Genomic DNA, 18,663 nt, shown 5'->3' with positions numbered 1-18,663 from the left:
TCCATGGCATTCCAGGAGGTCCTCTACCGACCGGTCTTCGGCCGTGTCCTCGCTGTCGCCACCGTCGTGGTGTGCGCGATCGGCATGATCGCACTGGTGCTGGGGGATGCCGCGTCGGCGCTGCGCTACGCATGGCCGATCGTGCTCGTCGCCGTCGTGGCCTGGGCGCTGTTCTGGCGTCCGAGCCTGCGGGTGCAGGAGCACGGCATCACGGTCTCCAACGTGCTGCGCACGTACTTCGTGCCGTGGCCCGCGATCGAGCGCATCGACACCCGGTTCTCGCTGACCCTGTTCACCGCCGCCGGCAAGGTGCCCGTGTGGGCCGCGCCCGCACCCGGGCGTCACCGCACGCTGGGCCTCGCCCGGCAGGACTTCGACGGCGTCGGCGAGTCCGCACGCGGTGCGCACGGCGGCCTTCGTCCGGCGGATGCGGTCTCCACGCCGAGCGGCAACCTCGCGCAGCTGATCCGCGGTCACTGGGAGCGACTGCGCGACTCGGGCATGCTCGATGCCGGCGTCGATCCGGACGCGAACACCGTGACGTGGCACTGGGCGACGATCACGGCGATCCTCGTCCTGGCGGCAGCGTCGGCGATCGGCATCCTGGCCTAGCGTCCGCATCTCACCGCTCCGGATTGAGCGGCTGATCCTGGACGTCGCCGGGCTCCTCGGGTCGAGGGTCGTGGTAGTTCACGACATCGCCCGTGTAGGCGGTCTCGATCCCCACGTCGACGCTGCGGGCCTGGGTGGGCTCGGTGGTGTCCAGGATTGGTCCGACCGGGCCGCCCGCGCGACCGGCGCGACGCATCGCCCGCTCGCTCGGCATCTTCTTCTGGCGCGGGTCGAACGCGTCGCGCAGACCGTCGCCGATGAAGTTGACGCACAGCGCGATCGCGATGATGAAGATGCCCGGCCACCAGAAGATCCACGGACGCGTCGAGAACGCGGCCTGGTTGTCCGAGACGATCTTGCCCAGCGACGTGTCCGGCGACTGGACGCCGAACCCGAGGAAGCTCAGGGCCGACTCGAGCAGGATCGCGCCGGCCATCAGCAGCGTCGCGTTGACCACGATCACACCGATGGCGTTGGGCAGGATGTGCCGGAAGATGATCCGCCGGTCACGAGCGCCGGAGACGCGCGCGGCATCCACGAACTCCCTCTCCCGAAGGCTCAGGAATTCTCCGCGCACCAGTCGCGACATCGTCGTCCAGGCGAACAGCCCGATGACCACGCCGAGCACGGCCGCTCCGAGGCTGCCGAAGGTGTTGCCCAGCACCGCGCCGATGACGATCAGCGGGATCGTGATCACGATGTCGGTGAAGCGCATCAGGATCGAGTCGGTCACCTTGCCGTAGTAGCCGGCGATCGCGCCGATGACCACGCCGATGACCGTCGCGACGAAGCCGGCGATGACCATGACCATGATCGACTGCTGCGCGCCGCGCATCACGACCGCGAAGATGTCGCGACCGACCTCGTCCTGACCGAACGGGTGCTCGCCGAATGTCGGCGGGAACAGGCTCAGGGTCGGAACGCCGTTGTTGATCTTCGGCGCGATCTGGTCCCAGCGCCACATCCACCAGCCGGGGATGCGCAGGCCCCACAGGTCCACGCCGACGGAGGTGAAGGCGAGGATGATGATGAACGCCAGGACGATCATCGAGATGAGCGCGCCGCGGTGGCGGAAGAAGCGCCGGCGGACGATCTGCCCCTGGCTGAGGCCCTCGGTCTCCTTCTGCTCGATGGAGATCTCGGCGACGGCGTCGTTCTCGCGCGCGTCGGGTTCGGTGATTGTGGTGTTCATCTAGCCCACCTTGATTCTCGGGTCCAGCCCCGCGTACACGAGGTCGGCGATGAGGTTGAACAGCACCGCCAGTGCTCCGGTCACGACGAAGAACGCCATCACCGGGTTGGGATCATGCGCGGCCAGGCCGTCGATGAACAGCCGGCCCATGCCGGTCCAGCCGAACACCGTCTCGGTGATGACCGCGCCGCCGATGATGGCGCCCACGTCGAAGGCGATGATCGTGGTGATCGGGATGAGGGCGTTGCGGAACGCGTGACGGACCACGACGGTGCGCTGGGTGAGGCCCTTGGCGCGCGCCGTGCGGATGTAGTCCTGGTTCATCACTTCGAGCAGGCTCGCGCGGGAGTACCGCGTGTAACTGGCGAACGAGATCAGGATGATCGCGATCGTCGGCAGCAGCAGGTGCGTGAACAGGTCGATGCCCTGCACCCAGAAGTTGCCGCCGAGGCCGGGGGTCGATGCCCCGACGGTCGCGATCGGACGACCGCGGACGCGGCTGGAGTTCGAGTACGCCTGCCAGTACGACATGTACTTGTCGAGGGCGATGAGCGCGGCGATCAGGAATCCGACGATCGCGGTGGTGCGCATCACCGGGCCCCGATCGGGAGCGCCCATGAACCATCCCACGGCGCCGCTGACCACGACCGACAGGACCGCGAGCAGCAGGAAGAACCAGATGGTCATCCCGTTGAGGATGTAGTTGACCATCGGGAAGTACAGCGCGACGCCGAGCAGGGCCACGATCAGCGATGCGTACACCGCGCGCCGATTGCGAAGGCCGGTCGAGATGGCCGTGACGCCGAAGGCGATTCCCAGCGCCAGCGCTGTGAACACGACGATGCCGATCGACGGGTCCGCGAACCACTGCGTGAGCGAGAGGTAGGTGAGCACGATCGCGGTGGCCACCGTCGAGATGCCGAACACGATGAGCCGGCGTCGCCATCGACCGCCGAGCAGTGACATCCACACCAGTCCCGCGACGAGCGAGACGATGATGATCACCGGTATGGATATCGTCGGATCCGCCAGCCAGTTGTTGATCTGGATCGCACCGTACTGCTTCAGCAGGACGGCGACCCAGAAGATCGGCAGCGAGAAGAACAGGAACGCCATCAGCGTCACGCTGTAGTCGAAGCCGGTGTACTGGCGCAGCGCGGAGATGATTCCGACCGTGATGCCGAGGATGATCGCGACGACGGTGGCGGTCGTGACCAGTGTCAGCGTCGCCGAGATCGCGTTGCCCAGCAGTGCGTTGACGGACTGGTTCTGGATGCTGACGCCGAAGTCGCCGCGGAAGATTCCGCCCAGCCACAGGAAGTAGCGCAGCGGCGGCGGGACGTCGAGGTTGAGGAGCTTGGTGCGAGCATCGATGAGCTCGGCCTTGTTCGGGGCGTTGCCCTGCCTCAGGTCTTCCAGGGGATCGCCCGAGATCGCCGTAAGGATGTACATCAGGAAGGTCGCGGCGAAGAGCACGAAGATCGACGCGATCAGTCGCCGGATGATGAATGAAGCCATGGTGTGGCCGCCTGCCAATCGGTGAATCAGCGTATGCACGCGTCGTCGTGATGCACGGCCGTGTGCTCCGCCACTGAGAGGGAGTCTAACGCGGTGGGGTGCAGGTCCCTCCGGGGACCTGCACCCCACCCGGTGCGCTCAGTGACGAATCACCGCGAACCGTACTGTCGGATCACTCCGATGCAGCGTCGGTGACCTCCCAGTCCCACGCGTTCCAGAACACGGTGGGCGCAAGGATCGACGACTCGACGTTGGTGACGCGGTCGCTGATGGCGGTGACCTCCGGGAACTGGAAGATGGTGACTCCGTAGAAGTCCGACCACAGCGCGGTGTCCAGGTCGATCTGCAGGTCGATCTTGGCGTCCTCGTCGAACTCCGTGTTCAGCGCAGAGACGGCCTCATCGACCGCGGGGCTGGAGTAGAAGTTCAGGTTGTTGATTCCACCGGTCTCGAACGTCGGGAGCGAGTTGGTCACACCCAGGCTCGTGGACTGCCATCCGAACAGCGATGCGTCGTACGCTCCGGGTGTCCCCAGCAGGCCGCCCCACTCGGTCGAGCCGCAGTCGGTGACGTTGAAGCCGGCCTGAGCGGCCGAGGCCTGGATCAGGGCGAACTCGTTGACACGACGCGGGTTGTTCGATGCGTAGAGGATGCAGACCGAGGTGTCGGTGATGCCCGACGAGGCCAGCAGCGCCTTCGCGCCCTCGATGTCGACATCCGCGTAGGCGTCGGAACCATTGGCGGCGACGGACTCGTCGTAGCCCTCGGCGCCGGGGACGAAGATCTGCGAGTTGCGCACGATCGCCTCGTCGCCGATGATCGGCTTGATCAGCGTGTCGACGATCTCCTGACGCGGGATGACCTTCATGAACGCCTCGCGGACCTGCGGGTTCGAGAAGATGTTCTCCGGGTTCTTGCCCTGGTCGAACTGCAGATCGACGTGCTCGTAGGTGCCACCGAGGCTGGTGTCGACGGTGATGCCGTCGATGCCGTCGAGCGCCGTGGTGATGTCGGCGGTCGCCTGCGGCTGGATGATGTCGACCTCGCCGTTCTCCAGCGCCTGAACCGCTGCGAGCGGGTCGGGGATGAAGCGGATCGTGATCTCTTCGATGTTCGCGCCGTTGTCGCCGGTGTACTCCGGGTTCGCGGTCAGCGTGACGTACTGGTCGGCGACGTAGTCGCTGATCATGTACGGGCCGCTGGCGACGACGAGGTCGGGGTCATCGGGCATCTCGGTGAAGTTGAAGCCCGAGTTCCACCACGACGAGATCGGCGCCAGGTCGGCGGCCTCGTTGCTCTGCACGGCATCGAGGACCGCCTGGGCGGCCTCCTCGTTGTCGTCGATGCCGAGGGCCTTCTTGCCGACGATGTGCGCCGGAAGCATCTCGCCCATGGTGGCGAAGGTGAGCTCCCAGTCGACGAACGGCTCGTCGTAGGTCAGGGTGACCGAACGGCCGTCCTCGCCGACCTCGGGAGTCTCGGACACGAGGCCCAAGCCGGAGGTGGGGGTGGCGCCGGAGTCGAAGTAGACGACATCGGTCGGGAACGCGTCGGTGAACTCACCGGTGTCCGGGTCGGTGAAGTCCGCCGGGTCGAAGTCGGGGGTGTCCAGCGACCGGGACTCCGCGGCCCAGTAGAGCATCAAGTCGGCGGCGTCGATGGGCGTGCCGTCGGACCACTTCTTGCCCTCGGCGATCGTGTACGTCACGACCAGCGGGTCTTCGCTGACGAGCTCGTACGAACCGAAGGAGGTGTTCTTCACCAGTTCGGGAGTGTTGTTGTAGTAGTTGAAGCCGTCCAGCACCAAGTAGTTGATGTTGTTGTTGGCGGTGGCGTTTCCGAACGACGTATTGCCGTTCATGGAGTAGAACGCCTGGTTCCACGCGGCGGTGATCGACGAGCCTTCGACGAGACCGGAGTCATCGCCGTTGTCGCCGCCACCGGCGGCGCAGCCCGAGATCACGAGTGCGCCGGCCGCGGTGAGTGCCACCGCAGCCGAGATGCGCTTAATTCTCACTGTTCCTCCTGTGCAGGGTTGTGCGCACACGTCAGGACAGGCCCGACAGTGGCGCGGATAGGGAAACCATAAGCACGCCATATGAGATGTTCAAAACGTCGCAGGAAAACGTTACAGAGCCTTAACTCAACGGGAGTCGGATGTGGCAATCTGACAAGGTGACCTCCAGATCGGCGTTCGAGAATGTGCGATTGACGACAGAGCCGGCATCCCGAACCCGGCTCACCTGGGAGATCTGCATCCTCCTGGCCATCACGGTCGGGCAGTCTGCGCTGTACTCGGTGCTGTCGCTGCTGCGCGCGTCGCTGCGCAGCACGCCCATCGGCCAGCAGCAGACGCAGCTGAACCCGAACCGCGATGCGGAAGCGCTCTGGAACGTGCTCTACCAGTTCCTCGGCATCTTCTTCGGGCTGGCGCTGGTCGCGATGGTGGTCTACCTGCTGTGGGAACCGGGTCAGAACGCGCTGCGGCGCATCGGCCTGGACTTCAGCCGGTTCGGCGGGGATCTGGGCCGCGGCTTCCTGCTCGCGGCCGTCATCGGCATCCCCGGCCTCGCCCTGTACGCGGGAGCCCGGATGCTGGGGCTCAACGTCGCCGTCGTCGCCTCGCCCCTGGATTCGGCGTGGTGGATCGTGCCGCTCCTCGTGCTCTCGGCGGTCCGGGCCGGGCTCACCGAAGAGGTCATCTTCATCGCGTACCTGTTCGACCGGCTGCGTCGCCTGGGCTGGTCGTGGTGGGCGATCATCCTCTCGACGGCAGCGCTGCGCGGGGCGTATCACGCATACCAGGGCGTCGGAGCGATCGTCGGCAACTTCGTGATGGGCGTCGTCTTCGGCTGGTGCTACCGCCGGTGGGGGCGGATCATGCCGCTCGTGATCGCCCACACCCTGCTGGATATCGTCGCGTTCGTCGGCTACCCGCTCGCCGCCGCGCTCTGGCCCGCGGTCTTCGCGCCCGCGCCGTCCTCGACCGGCACCCCGACGCCCTCGCCCTCCGGGGCGCCGTAGCCGCGCGGCATCCGCTCCCCTGGGTCGGCCAGACCGGGGCCTGCGCGCCCAGATCCCGTGCCGCCCGGCATCCGCTCCCCTGGCGGCGAGACCAGTGTTGCGCGCCCAGACCCCGTCCAGCGCGGCATCCGCTCCCCTGGCGGCGAGACCAGTGTTGCGCGCCCAGACCAGGCGCCGTGCACCCGGATCTCGCGCGAAGTACCGGGTCTCGGCGACATCCGGCAGCGCCGGCGCCAGCGCCGACGGGGGCGCCGAGCCCGACACGCCGCGCACCTCCGGCGCGCCGGAGCCACGCGGCATCCGTCCCCCCTCTGGCGCCGAGACCGGCGCTTCGCACCCAGACCCGGTCCCGCGCACACGGTTCTGGCGCGAAGTGCCCGGTCTCGGCGAATCAGCGACGCACGCCGATTCCTGCACAGCATGCCCGCGCTGCCGAACTCCGCACATCGAGGACAGGATCTCTGCCGCGTGCCCGGCGACGACGGAGAGTGTCTGCATGGTCGACGACGTGCGCGATGGGCTGCCCTTCTTCCTCACCCGGGATGCCCCACTTCTGCGCCGCCCGTATCGACGTGATGCGGAGTTGCATCAGGTGCGGCGCGGCGTCTACCTCGAAGCGAAGGTGTGGGCGGGCATGAAGCCGTGGGAGCGCTACGCGGCCCGCGTCGAAGCCCTTGCGTTGATGTGGGATGCACCGGTGTTCTGCCTGGAGTCTGCGGCGGTCCGCCTCGGAGTGCCGCTCTTCGGCGAACCGCGCGACATTCACGTCGTCGACTCGAGCGGGAAGTCTCGCCGCTACGGCGATGTCGTCGTGCATGCGACGAGCGACGACCTCGAGGTGATGACGACCGGCGGCGTGAGCACGACGAGCTACGTGGACACCGCGCTGGCGCTGTGCCGAGTGCTGCCGCCGGCGTTCGCGCTCGCGGTCGCGGACAAGGCGCTGCGCTCCCAGACGGCGTTGAACGGCACACCCACCTTCGGCGTGATGGGGCGGGAGCGCGCCGACCGGCGAGGCCTGAGGCAACTCGATTGGATCGACGCGCGCGCGACGGCGACCGCCGAGTCGGTGGGCGAGTCAGTCAGTCGCGCCGTGATCGAATGGCTGGGTTTCGAAGCGCCGGAGCTGCAGGTCGAGTTCTTCCACGAGGGCGCCCGGGACCGATCCGACTTCTACTTCCGGCGCCGCCGGATCGTCGCCGAGTCCGACGGGTACGGGAAGTACGACGCCCACGATCCGGAGAGCGCGAAAGCGCACTTCGTGCGGGAGAAGATCCGCGAGGACCGGTTGCGCCGCCACGAGGGCGGATTCGCCCGCTGGGACTGGGCTGACACGCTGCGAAGTTCGCCGCTCGGCGACAAGCTGCATGCCGCGGGGCTGACAACGGTTCGCCCGCGTGAGTTCGCGCTGCTGCGCACGTTGCGTCACAATCCGCGTTGAGCCGCGCGGCGGGACCATGGGCAACTCGCGACACCCGGCAGGCGCCGCGAGACCCGGGTGCACGACCCGGGGTTTCGGCGTCGAACCAGGGTTTCGGCGTCGAACCCGCGTCTCGCCGGGAATCCCGGGGCTCGGCGTCGCCGCGAACGGACACCGCGAGGCCGGCCCCCGCGCGCCGCTCAGGCGAACGCCTCGATCGGCGGGCACGCGCACACGAGGTTGCGGTCGCCGAACGCCTGGTCGATGCGGCGCACCGGTGGCCAGTACTTGGTCCGCACCAGCGTGTGCACCGGATAGACCGCGAGTTCCCGCGAGTACGGGTGCTCCCACTCGCCGACGACCACGGTCTCGGCGGTGTGCGGGGCGTTCACCAGCGGGTTGTCGTCGGCCGGCCACTCCCCTGCGCCGACGAGCGCGGCCTCCGCCTTGATCGCGATCATCGCGTCGATGAACCGGTCGATCTCGCCGAGGTCTTCGGATTCGGTGGGCTCGACCATCAGCGTGCCCGCGACCGGGAACGACATGGTCGGCGCGTGGAATCCGTAGTCGATGAGGCGCTTGGCGACATCGTCCACGGTCACCCCGGTCTCCTCCCGCAGTGGACGCAGGTCGAGGATGCACTCGTGCGCGACGAGTCCGCCCTCCCCCGCGTACAGCACCGGGAAGTGCTCCTGCAGGCGCGCCGCGATGTAGTTCGCCGAGAGGACCGCGGCCGCCGTGGCATCCGTCAGCCCGCGCAGTCCCATCATGCGCATGTACGCCCAGGAGATCGGGAGGATGCCGGCCGAGCCGTACGGCGCCGCCGAGACGACTCCCCCCTCGAAGACGTGGCCGCCGGCATGATCGGCGCGCTGCGCGAACGGATGCGACGGCAGGAACGGTGCGAGGTGCGCCTTCGCCGCGACGGGACCGACGCCGGGTCCGCCGCCGCCGTGCGGGATGGCGAACGTCTTGTGCAGGTTCAGGTGCGACACATCGCCGCCGAGGTCGCCGAACCGCGCGTACCCGAGCAGGGCGTTCAGGTTGGCGCCGTCGACGTACACCTGGCCTCCGGCGTCGTGAACGGCCTGCGTGATCTCGAGCACATCGTGCTCGTACACCCCGTGCGTGGACGGATAGGTGATCATCAGCGCCGAGAGCTCGTCGGCGTGCACCGCGATCTTCGCGCGCAGGTCGTCGAGGTCCACGTTGCCCGCCTCGTCGCAGGCGACGACCACGACCTTCATGCCGGCCAGCACCGCCGAAGCGGCGTTCGTGCCGTGCGCCGACGACGGGATCAGGCACACCGTGCGGTCGAGGTCGCCACGCGAGCGGTGCCACCCGCGGATCGCGAGGAGCCCAGCCAGCTCGCCCTGCGAGCCCGCGTTCGGCTGGAGCGAGACGGTGTCGTACCCGGTGACCTCGGCCAGCCAGGTCTCGAGCTGCTCGATCATGGCGAGGTAGCCGCGCACGTCGGCTTCGGGCGCGAAGGGGTGCACGCGCGAGAACTCCGGCCACGAGACCGCGGCCATCTCGGTCGCGGCATTGAGCTTCATGGTGCACGACCCGAGCGGGATCATTCCGCGGTCCAGTGCGTAGTCGCGGTCGGCGAGCTGCTTGAGATAGCGCATCATCGCCGTCTCCGAGCGGTGCGTGTTGAACACCGGATGCTGCAGGTACGCGTCATCGCGATGGAGGCCGTCCGCGATCGCGCGCAGCGCCACCGCATCGTCGAACGGCAGGTCGCGCACGTCGTGCTCGTCGGCATCCGGCAGGCCGAACGCCCAGGCGACTGCGGCGAGGTCCTCGGCGGTGGTGGTCTCGTCCACCGCGATCCCCACGGTAGCGTCGTCCACCCAGAACAACTGGTAGCCCTTGGACCGTGCGCGCTCGATGACCCGCTTGGACGGACCGGGGGTCACCACGCGGATCGTGTCGAAGAAGGCGTCGGCGGTCGGTGTCAGACCGTAGGAGCGCAGCCGCTCCGCCAGCGCGTCGGCCTTCTTCGCGACCTCGGTCGCGATCGCCTTCAGGCCGGTCGGCCCGTGATAGACGGCGTACATCGCCGCCATCACGGCCAGCAGCACCTGCGCGGTGCAGATGTTCGAGGTCGCCTTCTCCCGGCGGATGTGCTGCTCGCGCGTCTGCAGCGACAGCCGGTATGCGGGATGGCCCACGGCATCCTGGGAGACCCCGACGAGGCGTCCGGGCAGCTGCCGCTCAAGCCCGGAGCGCACCGCCATGTAGCCGGCGTGGGGTCCGCCGAACCCGAGCGGCACACCGAAGCGCTGAGTCGTTCCCACGGCGACGTCGGCACCCAGCGACCCCGGCGAGCGCAGCAGCGTCAGCGCGAGGAGATCGGCGGCGACGACGGCGAGGCCGCCCTGTGCCTGCACCGCCGCGATGGCACCGGACGGGTCGGCGACCCGACCGGAGGCCCCGGGGTACTGGAAGAAGGCGCCGAACGCGTCGGCCGGCTCGTCGATCGTCGTGCCCGAGCCGGACGCGGCCTCCAGCGCGATCTCACGCAGCTCGATCCCGACGGCCGCGGCGCGCGAGCGCAGCAGCGCTTTGGTCTGCGGCAGCGCATCGGCATCGACCAGGAACACGTTCGACGCGCTCTTGGACGCGCGGCGGGCCAGCAGCATCCCCTCCACCACCGCCGTGGACTCGTCGAGCATCGACGCGTTCGCCGTCGCCAGGCCAGTGAGGTCTGTGACCATGGTCTGGAAGTTGATCAGGGCCTCCAGGCGCCCCTGCGAGATCTCCGGCTGGTAGGGCGTGTACGCCGTGTACCAGGACGGGTTCTCCAGCACGTTGCGGGCGATCACCGACGGGGTGAACGTGTCGTAGTAGCCGAGCCCGATCATCGGGCGAGCGGCCTGGTTCATGCCACCCAGCTCTCGCAGCTCGGCCAGCGCCTCCGCCTCGGTGGCCGCTGGCGGGATGTCGCTGGTGGATCGCTCCCGGACATGGATGGATGCCGGCACCGCCGCCTGCACGAGCGCGTCGACCGTCTCGTATCCGAGCACGCCGAGCATCAGCTGCTGTGCGTCGGCATCCGTTCCGATGTGCCGATCGGCGAAGGTGCCCGTCACTCGTCGCCGCCCGTGAGCGCGACGTAGGCCGCGCGGTCGAGCAGATCCGCCGAGTCCTTCTCACCCACGCGGATCTTGACCAGCCAGCCGTCGCCGTACGGATCGCTGTTGACCAGCGACGGGTCATCGATCGCGGCCTGGTTGGCCTCGACGACCGCACCGGTCAGCGGGGCGTACAGCTCGCCCACCGACTTCGTCGACTCGATCTCGCCGACCACCTGACCGGCGGAGACGGCCGCGTCGGCGGCCGGGAGGTCGACGTACACCACGTCGCCGAGCTTGTCGGCGGCGAAGTCGGTGATGCCGACGGTGGCGACGTCGCCGTCGAAGGCGATCCACTCGTGCTCGGCAGTGTACTGAAGGGCGTTCAGATCGGTCATGGGATCCTCCGGAGGTTGCGCGTCGCTACTGGGCACGACGATAGAACGGCAGTGTGGTGACGGTCGCGGGGATGCGGTTACCGCGAACATCGATGAACAGCGAGGTTCCCTCGGCGCCGGCCGAGGGGGTGACGAAGGCCATGGCGATCGGATGCCCGAGGGTGGGGCTCAGCGCGCCGCTGGTGATCTCGCCGACGACGCTCTCGCCCTGCAGCACGGCGTAGCCGGCCCGACCGGCGCGCCTGCCGTCGGAGACGAGGCCGACCAGCACCGGCGCGTCGGCAGCGACGATCGCCGAAAGACCGGACTTGCCGACGAAGGCGTCCTTGTCCACAGCCACGACGCGGGCGAGGCCCGCCTGCGCCGGCAGGACGTCGAGGGAGAGCTCGTGACCGTACAGCGGCATTCCGGCTTCGAGGCGCAGGGTGTCGCGCGCGGCGAGACCGGCCGGGACGAGGCCGAGCGCAGCGCCGACCTCGAGCAGCGCGTCCCACAGCTGTGCGGCACGCGCGTTCTCGATGAGCAGCTCGTAGCCGTTCTCGCCCGTGTAGCCGGTGCGCGCGATCAGCACCGGCGCGTCGTGGAAGCGCGCCGATGCGGCGGCGTAGTACTTGAGGTCATCCAGCGACGGGGAGAGGTCGGTGAGGTCCTGCAGCGATTCCAGTACGGCGCGGGCCAGCGGGCCCTGCACTGCGATGAGCGAGTAGTCGTCGGTGACGTCGATGACACGGACATCGAACTCCGCCGTCCGCTCGATCAGGGCTGCGGCAACCTGCTCACGATTGCCCGCATTGGAGATGACCAGGAACGACGGCCGTGACGGATGCTCCCATGCGCCCGCTTCCAGCCGGTACACGATCACGTCGTCGATGATCCCGCCGCCCTCGGAGAGGAGTAGCGAATACTTCGCCTTCCCCTCCGACATCGTCGAGATCCGACCCGCGAACGCGTAGTCCAGGAACGCCTCGGCGCCGTCGCCGGAGATCAGGAACTCGGCCATGTGCGAGATGTCGAACAGCCCCGCCGCCGTGCGCACCGCGTGATGTTCGGCGAGATCGGACGTGTACCGGACCGGCATCGCCCAACCCCCGAAGTCGGTGAAGGAGGCGCCGAGCGCCTCATGGCGCGCGCGGAGCGGCGTGTAGCGGGGTTCTGTCATGAGTTCTCCCGTCGCGATCGGGCAGACGCCGGGCGACGTCTGTGAACTCCCCCTCTGTCATCGGCCTGAGAGTTTCGCGCCGCCCCCGTCGAAGCGGGAGGCGGTGCTTTCACCGTCGGCGGACCCCGTCCAGAACGGGATCGCTTTTCAGAGTGGCCGGATCCGGGCGGTACGCGATACCTGAGAGATTGGCGGGGAGGCTTGCTCCTTCGGTGCTCGGCGTGCGCCGAGGCTCTCCCGACCGGATCGTCGGCCGTGTGTTGAATTGCCCTGCCAGCATAGTGGACGCCTCCGGCCGGAACGTCCCGGCGCGACATCCGCGTTTCAGGACGTGCAGCGCCCGGTGCCGACCGGGTCGGAGAGCCCGGGGGCAGCCAGGAGCACCGGCTCGAGCTCGGTCGTCGTCATCGCGTAGCCGCGCTGCTCGTCTGCGTCGGCACGAGCGAAGACCACGCCGGCGACCGCCCCCTCCGCCGTCAGCAGTGGCCCGCCTGAGTTCCCCGGCTGCACGTCGGCGGCGAGGCCGTAGATCTCGCGAGGGGTCGTGGACTCCTCGTAGATGTCCGGCACCGGCGGCGACCCGGTCGAGATCACCGCGGCGTTGACCATCGTGAAGGGCCCGCCGTAGGGGTAGCCCTGGATCACGGCGGCCGTTCCCACCGCGATCGGCGAGACGACCGCCAGCGGTGCGACCTGCAGGTCGTCCACGGCGATCACCGCGAGATCGTTCGTCGTGTTGAAGTAGACGATCCGGCCCTCGCGCGCGGGTTGCCCCGGCAGCTCGACGATGGGCGTGTCGACACCGGCGACGACGTGCGCGTTGGTCACGACCCGATCGGCGGTCAGGACGAAACCCGTCCCGGTCTGGCTCACCCCGCACGCCCAGGCAGTTCCGGAGACGCGGGCGACGGATGCCGCGGCCTGAGCGAGCACCGGATCATCCAGCGACACGGGCGGAGCCGTGGGTCCGCCCTGGTCGAGGGCGAGCAGTTCGCCCAGTCTCGGCAGCCCGTCATCGAGGACAGCCGAGCGCACCCGCGCAAGCGTTTCGGCGACCGGTCGGGGGGTGATCCCCTCGATGGCGCGCAGCACCTGCGACGACGCCAGCGCGGTGGATAGGACGGGTGTGCCGGTCGACACGAGTGCGGAGGAGACGAGGGTGAGCGAGAGGGCACCGGCCACAACGGCGAGCGCCCCGCCCAGGATCCGGTCGAAGACGCGCAACGGCGTGCGGTCGACGCCGCTTCGCAGCGCCACGCCGGCCGCCGCGCCGCCGAAACCGCCGCCGACCAGCAGCACGATGGTCAGGATGATGACGGCGACGACCCGTGTGCTCTGCCACGGCCAGAGGTCATTGACGACCGGCACGAGCCAGAACGCGGCGATCCCGCCGAGGACGAGCCCGACGATGGATCCGAGGCTGGCGACGAAGCCGCGGCGCACGCCCGCGATCAGCGCGATCAGCAGGATGCCGATCAGCACGATCTCCACCACGATCACGTTCGTTCCTTCCGATGCTCGCTACGAGTGCGTTCCAGCGCTTCAGCGTAGGCAGAACCGCCTGGGACCACGCCGACAGACAACGGTGCGCCGTGTGTTTGCACTTCTTGTCACCATGACACTAAGATCGTCGAGGAAGGGTAAGAGTCATCATGACACAAACGCTGATCGAACCTCGCAGGGCTTCGCCGGAGGCAGTCGTCGACGTCACCCGCGTCGCGGTGTCCACGGTGATCTTCTCGCTGCGCAGGGATCCCGGCACGGACCGACTCGCGGTCGTTGTGCCGCTCGTCATGCGCACGCGCGACCCGCACGAGGGCCAGTGGGCGCTGCCCGGCGGTTGGCTGGATGCGACCGAGAGCCTGGATGCCGCGGCATCCCGCACGCTCGCTGAAACCACCGCCATCGCTCCGAGCTATCTCGAACAGCTCTACGCGTTCGGGGCCGTCGACCGCTCCCCCACCCGGGTCGTCTCGATCGTGTACTGGGCGCTGGTGCGACCCGACGAGATCCCCGCGGCGCCGGTGGAGAACGTCTCGTGGCACGACGTCGCCGAGCTGCCCCGTCTGGCCTTCGACCACAACCACATCGTGGAGTACGCCCTGTGGCGCCTGCGCAACAAGGTCGGCTACAGCAGGATCGCGCACGGGCTGCTGGCCGATGAGTTCACGCTCGCCGAACTGCGCGAGGTGTACGAGTCGATCCTGGGCCGCCGGCTCGACCCCGCGAACTTCCGGCGGCAGGCCGAGAACTCCGGAACCCTCATCCCCACCGACCGCTTCCGCACCGGAAGTCACCGCCCCGCACGCTTCTACCGCTACAACCAGGACGTCGAGCTCGCCGATCGCGGCCCCCTCGCCTCCGAACGAACACCCGAGAACGAATCGAGCACGTCATGACCGCGACACTCCTGACTCTGCAGCCGCGCCCGCAGGACGCCGACCCATCCGTCGACCACGCCATCCAGGCGATCGTCGCCGGCGCCTCGACCGCGGAGACCTGCAACACCGATCTGGCAGAGGGCCCGTGGACCTTCGATGTGCGGCCCGGCTACGGACCGGGCTCATCGATGGGCGATGTCATCCCCACCGGCTCCCCACGTCAGGGGGAGCTCCCGGCGCAGTACCGCGAGGCGTCCGACGACGAGCTCGACGCTCGCATCGTCGCGGCCAAGGCGGCACTCGGCGACCGGGTGGTGGTGCTCGGTCACTTCTATCAGCGCGAAGAAGTCGTGCGCCACGCCGACTACGTCGGCGACTCGTTCCAGCTCGCCAACGCGGCGCTGGAGCATCCGAACGCCGAGGCGATCGTGTTCTGCGGCGTGCACTTCATGGCCGAGACCGCCGACCTGCTCTCACAGCCGCAGCAGGCCGTGATCCTGCCGAACCTCGCTGCCGGGTGCTCGATGGCCGACATGGCCGACATCGACCAGGTCGAGGAGTGCTGGGAGCAGCTGTCCGAGATCTACGGCGACATGGACACTCCCGACGCCGACGGCCTCGTGCCGGTCATCCCGGTGACGTACATGAACTCCTCGGCCGCGATCAAGGGATTCGTCGGTCGCCACGGCGGCATCGTCTGCACGTCCTCCAACGCGCGCACCGTGCTGGAGTGGGCCTTCGAGCGGGGTCGTCGCGTGCTGTTCTTCCCTGATCAGCACCTCGGCCGCAACACGGCCAAGGCGATGGGCGTGCCGCTGGAGCAGATGCCGATGTGGAACCCGCGCAAGCCCTTCGGCGGCAGCACCGCCGCCGAGCTCGCGGACTCGCGGGTGATCCTCTGGCACGGCTTCTGCTCGGTGCACCGTCGCTTCACGGTCGACCAGATCGATCAAGCGCGTGCCGCCCACCCCGGTGTGCGGGTGATCGTGCACCCGGAGTGCCCGATGGCGGTCGTGGACGCGGCGGACGAGGCCGGCTCGACCGACTACATCCGCAAGGCGATCGAGGCCGCCACCGAGCCGACCACCTTCGCCATCGGCACCGAGGTGAACCTCGTGCAGCGTCTGGCCGCGGCAAACCCCCAGCACGAGATCTTCTGCCTGGATCCCGTGGTCTGCCCCTGCTCGACCATGTACCGCATTCACCCCGGCTACCTGGCGTGGGTCCTGGACGGACTCGTCGAGGGCGAGGTGCGCAACCGCATCGAGGTCCCGCTGGATGTCGCCGAGCCGGCTCGCCTGGCCCTGGAGCGGATGCTGGCGGCCAAGCCCCCGGCAGCCCCTGCGCCCGTCGCGGAGTCGCTGTCGTGACCACGCACGCCGTCGTTGTGGGCAGCGGCATCGCCGGCCTGACCGTCGCGCTGCACGCCCTGGACGCCGGGTGCCGCGTGACGCTGGTCACGAAGGACGTCCTGGAGCACGCGAACACCCGCTACGCCCAGGGCGGCATCGCGGGGGTCATGTTCGCCGACGATCGTGTCGAGGATCACGTCCGCGACACCCTCACCGCCGGCGCAGGGCTCAGCGATCCGGAGGCGGTGCGCATCCTCGTGGACGAGGGACCGGCACGCATCCGCGAACTCATCGATCTGGGCGTGGCTTTCGATCGGGCCGCGGACGGGGAATTCGTCAAGGGCCTCGAGGCCGCGCACTCCTACCCGCGCATCCTGCACTCGGGGGGTGATGCCACCGGCACCGCGATCGAGAAGGCGCTCGTCGCGCGCCTGCGCGCCAGTGACGTGCGCGTCCTCGAGCACGCGTTCCTGGTCGACCTGCTCGTCACCGACGGTCGAGTCACCGGTGTCGACCTCCTGGTCGGCGATCGCCCGGGCTCGCGGGCATCGACCGCGGTGAGCGGCGTCCGCGAGCAGATCGTCGCCGACGCGGTCGTGCTGGCCACCGGCGGGGCGGGCGAGCTGTACTCGCACACCACCAATCCCCCGGTCGCCACCGGCGACGGCATCGCCGCCGCGCTGCGCGCCGGCGCCGAGGTCACCGACCTCGAGTTCTTCCAGTTCCACCCGACCGTGCTGGACGGCATGGACGGCGCCGAAGGCGCGGTCGGCGAGGCGTTCCTGGTCTCCGAGGCCGTTCGCGGCGAGGGCGCGACGCTGATCGACGAGCACGGCCGGCGCTTCGTCTTCGACGCGCACCCGGACGGCGAGCTGGCGCCCCGCGACGTCGTCGCGCGCGCGATCGCCCGGCAGATGGAGGCGCAGCACGGGCGAGCGGTGTTCCTGGACGCGACGCATCTGCGACCGACGCCGGAGGAGACCGCGGCGTTCCTGGCCCGGCGGTTCCCGACGATCGACCGGGCGGTCCGCGATCGCGGTCTCGACTGGTCGCGCGTACCCATCCCGGTGACCCCGGCCGCGCACTACCTGATGGGGGGCGTGGTCACCGATCTCGACGGCCGCACCAGCATCCCCGGTCTGTACGCGGTCGGCGAGGTCGCCCGCACCGGCGTCCACGGAGCCAACCGCCTCGCATCCAACTCGCTGCTGGAGGGCGCCGTGTTCGGCGCGCGCGCCGGCGACGCGATCGTCGCGGATGCGGCATCCGGAGCATGGCCCACCATCGTCGCCCCGGTCGCCGAGCGTGCGTCGGACCTCGAAGCGGCGTCGGCCCCTGCGCCGGCTCAGGTTCCCGAGCCCGTCGAAAGACCGCCCTTCAGCCGCCACACCCTGCAAGCGCTCATGTGGGATGACGCCGGTCTCGTTCGCGATGCGGCGGGGCTCGCTCGAGCGGCATCCATCCTCGCCGCGTGGCGGTCCGCCAGGCGCACGCCGCGGACCGAGGCCGAGTTCGAGGACGAGAACCTTCTGATCGTCGCCGAGCAGCTCGTCCTCGCTGCCCTCGCACGACGCACGTCGGTCGGCGCGCACTATCGTCGCGACGACGAGCGCAGTCGTGCGGATGCGCCGGAACCGGCCGTTCTCTCCGGCGGAGCGCGCTGATGCTCACCCGCCCCACGATCGACCGGGCAGTCGCCGCGGCGCTCGAGGAGGACGCGCCGTGGGGCGACCTCACCAGCGAGTACCTCATCCCCGAGCAGGCGACGGCGAGCGCCGAGCTGGTCGCGCGCGAGCCGGGGATCTTCAGCGGTGGCGAGGTGTTCTCCGCCGCGTTCCGGCTGACCGACCCGCGCGTCGATGTGCAGCTGCGCGTCCAGGACGGCGACGCGTTTGCGAAGGGCGCCGTGCTCGCTGTGGTGTCCGGGCCCGCCCGCTCGGTGCTCACTGCGGAGCGCATCGGGCTGAACTTCGTGCAGCGCATGAGCGGGATCGCCACGCTCACGGCCCGCTACGTCGCAGAGGTCGAGGGTACGCGCGCCCGCATCGCCGACACCCGCAAGACGACGCCGGGCCTGCGCGCCTTCGAGCGCCACGCGGTCGTGAACGGCGGCGGGCGCAACCACCGGCACTCGCTGTCGGATGCGGTGATGGCCAAGGACAATCACCTCGCGATCCTCGCCGCGACGCACTCGTCGGTGACCGCCGCCCTGCTGGGGGCGAAGGAACGGCTGCCGCACACCACCCACATCGAGGTCGAGGTCGACCGGCTCGACCAGATCGAACCGGTCCTGGCGGCCGGGATCGGCACGATCATGCTCGACAACTTCTCGCTCGACGACCTCCGCACCGGCGTCGGCCTGGTCGCCGGTCGCGCGGTGGTGGAGGCATCCGGCGGCGTCAGCCTCGAGACGGTGCGCGCCATCGCCGGGACCGGTGTCGACGTCATCTCGGTGGGCGCGCTGACGCACTCCGCGCGCGCGCTCGACCTGGGCCTGGACGTCCGGATCACCGCGCCGGAGGACTGA

General features: G+C 69.2%; 14 protein-coding genes and 2 riboswitches. Of the genes, 7 read left to right on the top strand and 7 right to left on the bottom strand.

What is annotated here, in order from left to right; genetic code table 11:
• The first annotated feature begins 3 nt into the window (after positions 1–3).
• Positions 4–612, top strand: a complete 609-nt coding sequence (locus tag BLT19_RS09960; RefSeq protein ID WP_091489324.1) for a PH domain-containing protein — start codon at positions 4–6, stop codon at positions 610–612.
• Between the two features lie 10 nt (positions 613–622).
• On the opposite strand, the gene BLT19_RS09955 is transcribed toward BLT19_RS09960, so the two are convergent.
• The 3 genes from BLT19_RS09955 to BLT19_RS09945 all read right to left on the bottom strand — a co-directional run bounded on the left by BLT19_RS09955 (position 623) and on the right by BLT19_RS09945 (position 5,339).
• Positions 623–1,804 (bottom strand): ABC transporter permease, encoded by a 1,182-nt coding sequence (locus BLT19_RS09955; RefSeq protein ID WP_091489321.1) that lies wholly within the window; start codon positions 1,802–1,804, stop codon positions 623–625.
• The gene (locus BLT19_RS09950; protein ID WP_091489318.1) at positions 1,805–3,322 is read right to left on the bottom strand and encodes an ABC transporter permease; all 1,518 of its coding nucleotides are present in this window, start codon (positions 3,320–3,322) and stop codon (positions 1,805–1,807) included. It lies immediately after the preceding gene.
• A 172-nt stretch (positions 3,323–3,494) separates the two neighbouring features.
• Entirely contained in the window at positions 3,495–5,339 is a 1,845-nt protein-coding gene (locus BLT19_RS09945; RefSeq protein WP_231917603.1) for an ABC transporter family substrate-binding protein, read from the bottom strand.
• A 140-nt stretch (positions 5,340–5,479) separates the two neighbouring features.
• Here BLT19_RS09945 and BLT19_RS09940 point away from each other — a divergent pair, with 140 nt between their 5' ends.
• The gene (locus BLT19_RS09940; protein WP_091489315.1) at positions 5,480–6,346 is read left to right on the top strand and encodes a CPBP family intramembrane glutamic endopeptidase; all 867 of its coding nucleotides are present in this window, start codon (positions 5,480–5,482) and stop codon (positions 6,344–6,346) included.
• 496 nt (positions 6,347–6,842) lie between these two features.
• Complete coding sequence (locus BLT19_RS09935) at positions 6,843–7,787, top strand: hypothetical protein (RefSeq protein WP_091489312.1); 945 nt, start codon at positions 6,843–6,845, stop codon at positions 7,785–7,787.
• A gap of 179 nt (positions 7,788–7,966) precedes the next feature.
• Here BLT19_RS09935 and gcvP read toward each other — a convergent pair whose 3' ends face one another.
• The 4 genes from gcvP to BLT19_RS09915 all read right to left on the bottom strand — a co-directional run bounded on the left by gcvP (position 7,967) and on the right by BLT19_RS09915 (position 13,903).
• Positions 7,967–10,807: an aminomethyl-transferring glycine dehydrogenase gene (gcvP, locus tag BLT19_RS09930; protein ID WP_231917880.1), complete on the bottom strand. Its 2,841-nt coding sequence runs from the start codon at positions 10,805–10,807 to the stop codon at positions 7,967–7,969.
• 53 nt (positions 10,808–10,860) lie between these two features.
• Complete coding sequence (gene gcvH / locus BLT19_RS09925; RefSeq protein WP_091489307.1) at positions 10,861–11,244, bottom strand: glycine cleavage system protein GcvH; 384 nt, start codon at positions 11,242–11,244, stop codon at positions 10,861–10,863.
• Between the two features lie 25 nt (positions 11,245–11,269).
• The gene (gene gcvT, locus BLT19_RS09920; RefSeq protein ID WP_091489305.1) at positions 11,270–12,403 is read right to left on the bottom strand and encodes a glycine cleavage system aminomethyltransferase GcvT; all 1,134 of its coding nucleotides are present in this window, start codon (positions 12,401–12,403) and stop codon (positions 11,270–11,272) included.
• 44 nt (positions 12,404–12,447) lie between these two features.
• Positions 12,448–12,560: riboswitch (glycine riboswitch) on the bottom strand.
• Positions 12,561–12,653: riboswitch (glycine riboswitch) on the bottom strand.
• Positions 12,654–12,727: 74 nt separating this feature from the next.
• Entirely contained in the window at positions 12,728–13,903 is a 1,176-nt protein-coding gene (locus tag BLT19_RS09915) for a MarP family serine protease (RefSeq protein ID WP_091489303.1), read from the bottom strand.
• 152 nt (positions 13,904–14,055) lie between these two features.
• Here BLT19_RS09915 and BLT19_RS09910 point away from each other — a divergent pair, with 152 nt between their 5' ends.
• From BLT19_RS09910 to nadC, 4 genes are read left to right on the top strand one after another with little or no spacing between them, the layout of a single operon-like run.
• On the top strand, positions 14,056–14,802 hold the full coding sequence (locus tag BLT19_RS09910) for an NUDIX hydrolase (RefSeq protein WP_172825617.1): 747 nt from the start codon (positions 14,056–14,058) through the stop codon (positions 14,800–14,802).
• Positions 14,799–16,154: a quinolinate synthase NadA gene (gene nadA, locus BLT19_RS09905; protein ID WP_091489301.1), complete on the top strand. Its 1,356-nt coding sequence runs from the start codon at positions 14,799–14,801 to the stop codon at positions 16,152–16,154. Before BLT19_RS09910 ends, nadA begins: the two co-directional genes overlap by 4 nt.
• Positions 16,151–17,800, top strand: coding sequence for an L-aspartate oxidase (gene nadB / locus BLT19_RS09900; RefSeq protein WP_091489298.1), 1,650 nt, complete (start codon positions 16,151–16,153; stop codon positions 17,798–17,800). Before nadA ends, nadB begins: the two co-directional genes overlap by 4 nt.
• The gene (gene nadC / locus BLT19_RS09895; protein ID WP_091489295.1) at positions 17,800–18,663 is read left to right on the top strand and encodes a carboxylating nicotinate-nucleotide diphosphorylase; all 864 of its coding nucleotides are present in this window, start codon (positions 17,800–17,802) and stop codon (positions 18,661–18,663) included. The genes nadB and nadC overlap by 1 nt, the downstream gene beginning before the upstream one ends.

The sequence above is a fragment of the Microbacterium pygmaeum genome, assembly GCF_900100885.1.
In the GTDB taxonomy this organism is placed as follows: Bacteria; Actinomycetota; Actinomycetes; order Actinomycetales; family Microbacteriaceae; genus Microbacterium; species Microbacterium pygmaeum.
The sequence above is the reverse complement of the archived record's forward strand: the minus strand, read 5'-3'. Positions and strand labels throughout refer to the sequence as shown.